At 72.4% G+C, this 7,041-nt stretch carries 6 protein-coding genes; 2 read left to right on the top strand and 4 right to left on the bottom strand.

Going from position 1 to position 7,041, the window contains the following annotated elements; translation table 11 throughout:
- On the bottom strand, positions 1 to 2,115 hold a 2,115-nt coding region (locus B5D80_RS24590), incomplete at its 3' end, for a cellulase family glycosylhydrolase (protein ID WP_245854957.1).
- A 550-nt stretch (positions 2,116 to 2,665) separates the two neighbouring features.
- Between B5D80_RS24590 and B5D80_RS24585 the strand changes: the two genes are divergently transcribed.
- The gene (locus tag B5D80_RS24585) at positions 2,666 to 3,718 is read left to right on the top strand and encodes a LacI family DNA-binding transcriptional regulator (protein ID WP_245854956.1); all 1,053 of its coding nucleotides are present in this window, start codon (positions 2,666 to 2,668) and stop codon (positions 3,716 to 3,718) included.
- A 43-nt stretch (positions 3,719 to 3,761) separates the two neighbouring features.
- Here B5D80_RS24585 and B5D80_RS24580 read toward each other — a convergent pair whose 3' ends face one another.
- On the bottom strand, positions 3,762 to 4,841 hold the full coding sequence (locus B5D80_RS24580) for an SRPBCC family protein (RefSeq protein WP_088646304.1): 1,080 nt from the start codon (positions 4,839 to 4,841) through the stop codon (positions 3,762 to 3,764).
- A 335-nt stretch (positions 4,842 to 5,176) separates the two neighbouring features.
- Positions 5,177 to 5,311: a hypothetical protein gene (locus B5D80_RS34900; RefSeq protein ID WP_281253496.1), complete on the bottom strand. Its 135-nt coding sequence runs from the start codon at positions 5,309 to 5,311 to the stop codon at positions 5,177 to 5,179.
- A gap of 116 nt (positions 5,312 to 5,427) precedes the next feature.
- Between B5D80_RS34900 and B5D80_RS24575 the strand changes: the two genes are divergently transcribed.
- Positions 5,428 to 6,822, top strand: coding sequence for an endo-1,4-beta-xylanase (locus tag B5D80_RS24575; RefSeq protein WP_088646303.1), 1,395 nt, complete (start codon positions 5,428 to 5,430; stop codon positions 6,820 to 6,822).
- A gap of 9 nt (positions 6,823 to 6,831) precedes the next feature.
- On the opposite strand, the gene B5D80_RS33470 is transcribed toward B5D80_RS24575, so the two are convergent.
- The gene (locus B5D80_RS33470; RefSeq protein ID WP_158224233.1) at positions 6,832 to 7,002 is read right to left on the bottom strand and encodes a hypothetical protein; all 171 of its coding nucleotides are present in this window, start codon (positions 7,000 to 7,002) and stop codon (positions 6,832 to 6,834) included.
- Between the last annotated feature and the right edge of the window lie 39 nt (positions 7,003 to 7,041).

The following is a 7,041-nucleotide window of genomic DNA, read 5'->3' as shown; positions in this document are numbered from 1 at the left end:
GGCCGGGCTGCCGGTGACCGTGCTCCCGGACTTCGTGATCCGGTACGTCTTCTGCGTGCCGCTCCAGAAGTGGAAGGTCAGGGTGACCTGGCCGTCGTTGACCTCGGCGAAGAACTCCGGCTTCAGCAGGATGGTGTTGGCGGTGTAGTCCGGCTGGAAGTGCGTCCAGAACTCCTTGTAGGAGGTCCAGTTGGCCGGTCCGGCGCCGCTGCCGTCGGCGTACTTGGCCTCCATGGTGGCGAGCTGGTCGCCCCGGAACTGGGTGGGGATGGCGAACGAGGCGGTCGTCCCGCTGGCCGCCGACTGGGTCGGCGGGTCGTACGAGATGATGCTGATCTGCCAGGGCACGCCCTGGGAGAAGCGGGCCTCGATGGTGGCGTTGACCCCGGCGGCGCGGTTGCCGGCGAGTCGGGTCAGCGCCGACGCGGTCAGCGTCAGGGTGCTGCCGGAGACGGTGTAGTCGGTGCCGGCGACCAGGTTGGTGCCGCCCTGCCGCAGGCCCTGCAACGACGTGCCGTTGAGGTTGAGGGTGAGCGACTTGGCGGTGATGGTGCCGCTGCGCGGCAGGTAGACCTGGTCGGAGGAGGCGGTGGCCGAGCGGGTGGTCAGGTTCGCCTTCATCAGGTCGTAGATGCCCTGGTCCCGCCACTGCAACGTGGTGCGGTTGAGGAACGAGCCGGCGTCCCAGAGCATGGTCGTGAGGTTGCGGGTGCGGGCGTGGTAGCCGACCGCCTCGAAGAACTTCAGCAGTTCGCCGCGTTCGATGATGCCGGGGCGGGTGTAGTCGTAGCTGAGCAGCGCCCACTCCCCGATGATCACCGGGATGCCCCGGGCGACGAACGAGGCGCGGGCCCGCTCGAAGGTGCCGACGAGGTCCTGTTCGACGTTGCTGTCGTAGCGGGTGCCCCCGGCGATGTTCACGCTGAACGGCCAGTACCCGTAGAAGTGGATGGTCGCGGCGATGTTGGGGTCGCGCAGCTGGCTGATCGTGGTGTTCAGCGCGTCCATCCGGGCCTGCTCGCCGCTGGTGTGCAGGGTGGGCAGCACCAGCAGCCGGGTGGCGTTGCCGCCGCCGGACTGGCGGATCAGGCGGACGAACGCCAGGTGCAGCTCCCGCAGCACCTCGTCGCCCTGGGCGTCGTCGGCGGTGCCGTTGAACTGCGGCTCGTTGATGTTCTCGAACACCAGCTTGGCCGAGTGGTCACGGAACGTGGTGGCGATCTGGGTCCACAGCGCGGTGTACCTGTTCATGACCGTGGTGCGGTCGCCCGGGTAGCCGTTGAGCCACTGCCAGGAGTCGTGGTGCAGGTTGATCATCACGTAGAAGCCCTCGGCCAGCGACCAGTCGACCACCTGGCGGACCCGGGCCAACCAGACCGGGTCGATGGTGTAGGTCGGGGCCGGCCCGGTGTGGTCGGTCCAGGTCACCGGCAGGCGGATGCTGCGGTAGCCCTGCGAGCGCACCTGCCGCAGCAGGGCCTGGGTGGTCAGCGGGTTGCCCCACGCGGTCTCGTCGGGGATCGCGTCGAGGGTGTTGCCCAGGTTCCAGCCGGGCTGCATCGCGGCCACCGCCGCCATCGGGTCGCCACCGGGTGACGGCGACGGCGAGGTCGTCGGCGAGACCGTCGGGGAGGGGGAGAGCGTCGGGGACGGCGGCGCGGTGGTGCCGGTCGGCGTCGGCGTGCTCACGCCCCCGGTGCAGGCGACCCCGTTGAGGGTGAACGAGGTCGGCACCGGGTTGCTGCCCGTCCACGACCCGTTGAAGCCGAAGGAGACGGTGCCGTTGGTGGCGATCGCCGCGTTGTAGCTGAGGTTCTTCGCGGTGACCTGGTCGCCTGCGGCGGTGGTCGTCACGTTCCACGCCTGGGTGACGCGCTGGCCGGCCGGGAAGGTCCAGGCCAGGCTCCAGCCGTTGACCGCGTCACCGAGGTTGGTGACCTGTACGTCGGCGGTGAAACCGCCCTGCCACTGGGCCGGCACGGTGTACGCCACCCGGCAGCCGGCGGCGGCCTGGGCGTTGCCGGCGACCATCAGGCCCGCCAGGAGCAGGGCGGCGAGGGTGCCGGCGAGCAGGCCGGCCCGCTGTCGCATTCGTCGGAGGTGCTGGGTACTCATCAGGGGAACTCCTCGCCGGGATGGCGCCGGTGGGTGGGGGTCGTCGGACGTCTCGCCGACCGGGGCGGCCCCGGCCGGTCCGGTGTCGTCCGGGTCGGGGGCGGGCCACGGCGTCGTGCCGGCGCGACCGGGGGTCGGCTGGCCGCCCGGCGGCCCGGCCGGAACGGGGCGAGTGCGGACGCTGCCCAGGACGTCCGCGATGAGTGGCGAGGCTCCCGCCTGGAAACGATCGGATGATGATCCTGGAAAGTTTCCGTCGCAGACCTTACAAGTATCGGTCGACGTGCGTCAATGACCGGGGCGCTCCACGCCCCCGCGCCGGACCGGCCGCCATGATCTGCCGCGCTCGATCCGAACGCTCGTCGAATATTTCTTGCAGTCGATGGAAAGTTTCCGTCCCGGTCCGTCCGTGCCCGGCGGACGGACATCGACGGTCGGGTTATCCTGGGTCCCCCTGAACGATGCCGGCGGTCCCCGCGACGGTGCCGGCTGCCCGGTCGGTGCCCGGCCACCGGCGTGACCGGCAGCCACCGCCGGGGAGGAGGCCGGGTTGAGCCACGCCGAGTCGGGCGGACCGGGCGGCGACCTGGTGTCGCTCGCCGATCCCACCAGACCCGTGACGATCGCGGCGATCGCCGCGTCGGCGGGTGTCTCGGTGCCGACCGTGTCGAAAGTGATCAACGGCCGGTCCGGCGTCGCGGCGGACACCCGGGCCCGCGTCGAGGCGGCGATCAGCCGGCACGGCTACCGCAGGGCCGCCCCGGTCACCCGCAGCAATATGATGGAACTGGTCTTCGACGAGATCGAGGACATGTGGGGCCTGGAGATCATCCGGGGGGTCGAGCGGGTGGCCCGGCAGCACCGCGTCGGCGTCGTCCTCACCGAGTTCGGGCCGCAGCGCAACGCGATCCGGTACTGGATCGACGACACCCTCGCCCGGCGGCCGGACTGCCTGGTCATGGTGGCCCAGCTGGACGCGGAACAGCACCGGTTGCTACGCGCCCGGGGCATCCCGTTCGTGGTCTTCGACCCCACCACCGAGCTGCCCGAGGACGTCCCGTTCGTCGGCGCGACGAACTGGGCCGGCGGCCGGTCGGCCACCCGCCACCTGATCGGGCTCGGCCACCGGCGGATCGCGATGGTCGCCGGCCCGGAACACGTCCTGTGCTGCCGGGCCCGGCTGGACGGCTACCGCTCCGCCCTGGAGGCCGCCGGGCTGCCGGTGACGTCCGACCTGGTCCGGCACGCCGGCCTGACCGACGCCGACGGCCGGGCCGCCGCCCTCGACCTGCTCCGTCGCCCCGACCGCCCGACGGCGGTGTGCACCGGCAACGACCTGCAGGCCGTCGGGGTCTACCAGGCCGCCCGCACGCTCGGGCTGCGGATTCCCGCCGACCTCAGCGTCGTCGGCTTCGACGACCTGCCGGTGGCCACCCTGGTCGACCCGGCACTGACCACCGTGCACCAACCGCTGCGCGAGATGGCGGTCACCGCCACCGAACTGGCCCTCGCCCTCGGGCGGGGGGAACCGACCGGCCAGGTCCGCCTGGAACTGGCGACCACCCTGACCGTACGCCACAGCACCGCACCGCCGCCGGCCTGACCGGCCGGGTCCACGGTGGACCCCGGCTGGCGCGGGGCGTCGCTCACAGCCCGGCGCAGGGGCGCTCGTCGACCGTGCAGCCCTGGGGCTCCTTGGTGACCGGGTCGGCGGTGCGGACGTCGAAGCGGATGGCCTGCGTGCCGCCCGCCGCGACGGCCGGGCCGGTGAAGGTGACCGACTGCCCGTCCTGTCGCCAGTCGGCACCTGTCACCTCCGCCGCCGAACTGCCCCGGGGCAGCGTGACGACGACCGTCCAGCCGGTGGCCGGCGTCCCGCCCGGGTTGTCGACCACCACCTCCCCGGTGTACCCGAAGACCCGGGTCGACACCGTCGCGTACCGGGCGTCCAACGGCGCCGCGACCGCCGGGGTCGGGGTGGGGGTGCGCGACGGGCTCACCGACGGCGACCGGCTCGGCGGGACGCTGCGCGACGGCGGGGCCGAGGTCGGGCGCGCCGACGCGGCGGACCTCGACGGGCTCGGCGTGGCGGTCGGGCGCGTCGGCGGTGCCACCGGGGCCGCCCCGGTCGGTTCCTCCCGTTCCGGCGGCAGCAGGGCCCACCCGGCCAGCCCGAGCGCCAGCGCCGCCGCGCCCGATCCGACCACCACCCGGCGGGTACGGCCCCGGGTCGGCGGCCGGCCCACGTCGGCCATCAGTGCCACCGGCAGCACGGCGGTCGGCGCGGCACTGTCCCGCCGCAGGTCGACCTCGCGGAAGGCCAACCAGTCGAGCAGCGCGGGCAGGCGTCCGGCCAGCGACTGCCGGTAACACTCCTCGCGGCGCGCGCCCTGCCCGGCGGACCAGTCGCCGTGCTCCAGGGTCTCCCGGACGGTCACCCGGCAGCCCTCGCCGGTGGCGGTGACGCCGCAGGTCACCTCGGTGTGCCGGGCCCCCTCGACACACCGGAGCACGAGCAGCTCCGGTGCCCGCCGGGCAACGACGGCGAGTTCGACGTCGCCGTCGAAGCCGGGCAGCCCGGCGGTGCCCACCCGCCACCGGTCCGGCCGGCCGGGCACCGCCCCGGCCGCGGCGAACCAGCGGGCCAGCAGCGCCGGATCGGTCACCGCGCGCCAGACCCGGTCAGCGGGGTGCAGCAGGTCGACCTGCGTGCCGATCTCGATCACGGCGAGAGACTCTACGGCCCGGACGCCATGCCGGTGAACCTGGTCGCCACGATCGACCCGGCTCACCGCGGTACGACTTGACGAAACACATGTTATCGCTCACAGTCGATGTCGAGGACCACCGCACCTGATGGCTCACCGGGCGAGCCGTGCTGGTCGAGCCTCGGATCGTGACGTCCCCCCAGGGCATGTGGGACGTCGGGTCAGGATTTCCCATCAGTAGCTGCCGGCGACGGCGCGACCGGCCCCGAGCAGGGGCGGGACGACTCCGTCGACGGCCGGCCCGGTCTCCTCGAAGGAGGATCATGGCGCCCTTTTCGGGAGGCGCTGCGCCGTTACCCGCAGCGGGTGATCCTCTCGCCGACCCGGGCTGCGGCCCCGGCGTCGAGGTCACCGAGGTCGACGGCCGGCACGGACCGCGACCGGGACACCGCCGACAGTCCCTCGTCCGGGCCGGGTACGGCGGCCACGATGGTCCGTCCTGGCCGACCGGACGGCGGACCCCGCCGGCCGGCACGACCCGCCGCACCGGGAACCGGGCACCTCAGTACCACCACCGCTGCACCCACCTCGAAAAGGATGCGACATGAGACCCAAGAGAGCCCTACTGGCCACGGCGACCCTCGCCGTGGCCGGCGCACTCACCGTCGGGATGACGTTGGCGATGGCCCCCGTAGCCAGCGCCGGGACGACCCTGCGGGCGGCGGCGGCCGAGAAGGGCCGCTACTTCGGCGCGGCGGTCGCGACGGGCAAGCTGTCCACCAGCACCTACACCACCGTGCTCAACCGTGAGTTCAACTCCGTCACGGCCGAGAACGAGATGAAGTGGGACGCCACCGAGCCGTCCCAGGGCCGGTTCGTCTACACCGGCGGCGACCGGCTGGTCAGCCACGCCCAGGCCAACGGGATGGGCGTGCGTGGCCACGCACTGCTCTGGCACCAGCAGGAACCGGGCTGGGCGCAGAGCATGTCGGGCAGCGCCCTGCGCAGCGCGATGATCAACCACGTCACCCAGGTCGCCACCCACTACCGGGGCAAGGTCTACGCGTGGGACGTGGTGAACGAGGCGTTCGCCGACGGTGGCAGCGGTGGTCGTCGTGACTCGAACCTGCAGCGCACCGGCAACGACTGGATCGAGGCGGCGTTCCGGGCTGCCCGGGCCGCCGACCCGGGCGCGAAGCTCTGCTACAACGACTACAACACCGACGGGGTCAACGCGAAGTCGACGGGCATCTACAACATGGTGCGGGACTTCAAGTCCCGCGGCGTGCCGATCGACTGCGTCGGCTTCCAGTCCCACCTGGGCACCACGATCGCGAGCGACTACCAGGCCAACCTCCAGCGCTTCGCCGACCTGGGCGTGGACGTCCAGATCACCGAGCTGGACGTGATGACCGGCGGCAACCAGGCCAACATCTTCGGCACGGTCACCCGGGCCTGCATGGCCGTCTCCCGCTGCACCAGCATCACCGTGTGGGGGGTGCGGGACTGCGACTCGTGGCGCGGCTCCGACAACGCCCTGCTGTTCGACTGCAACGGCAACAAGAAGCCGGCGTACGACTCGGTGCTGAACGCGCTCAACGCCGGGTCGGGCATCCCCAACCCGACGACGACGCCGCCGAACCCGACGACGACCCCGCCGAACCCGACGACCACCCCGCCGAACCCGACGACTCCGCCGCCGGGTGGTTCGGGGTGTTCGGCGTCGGTGTCGTTGAATTCGTGGACCGGTGGTTTCGTGGCGACGGTGAAGGTGACCGCGGGTTCGTCGGGTACGCGTGGGTGGACGGTGAGCATGACGTTGCCGAGTGGGTCGAGTGTGACCGGGACGTGGTCGGCGACGGCCAGTGGTAGTTCCGGGACGGTGCGGTTCACGAACGTGGACTACAACGGTGCGCTCGGTGCGGGTCAGTCGACCGAGTTCGGGTTCCAGGGCAACGGCAGCGGGGCGGGGATGACCCCCACCTGCACCGCCAGCTGAGCACCACAGTCAGTTGAGCACCACCGTGAGTTGAGTAGAACCGCCGCCGGCCCGACCCGGGCGCACCGGGTCGGGCCGGCGGTGCATCACCGCCCCCACCAGCCGGCCGGCGCGACGCGCCCCGGCCGGACCATCGTCGGCCAGCCCCGGACCGGGCCAGTCCGGACCGTCGTCCCGCACGCCGGGACGGCCCGTCGTCCGCCGCTGACCACCGACTCC

It is taken from the genome of Micromonospora wenchangensis (assembly GCF_002210435.1).
GTDB lineage: Bacteria > Actinomycetota > Actinomycetes > Mycobacteriales > Micromonosporaceae > Micromonospora > Micromonospora wenchangensis.
The sequence above is the reverse complement of the archived record's forward strand: the minus strand, read 5'-3'. Positions and strand labels throughout refer to the sequence as shown.

What these genes read in the sequence shown, in the direction of transcription:
- B5D80_RS24575 (WP_088646303.1), top strand. Translation starts at nt 5,428, where the DNA reads ATGAGACCCAAGAGAGCCCTACTGGCCACGGCGACCCTCGCCGTGGCC.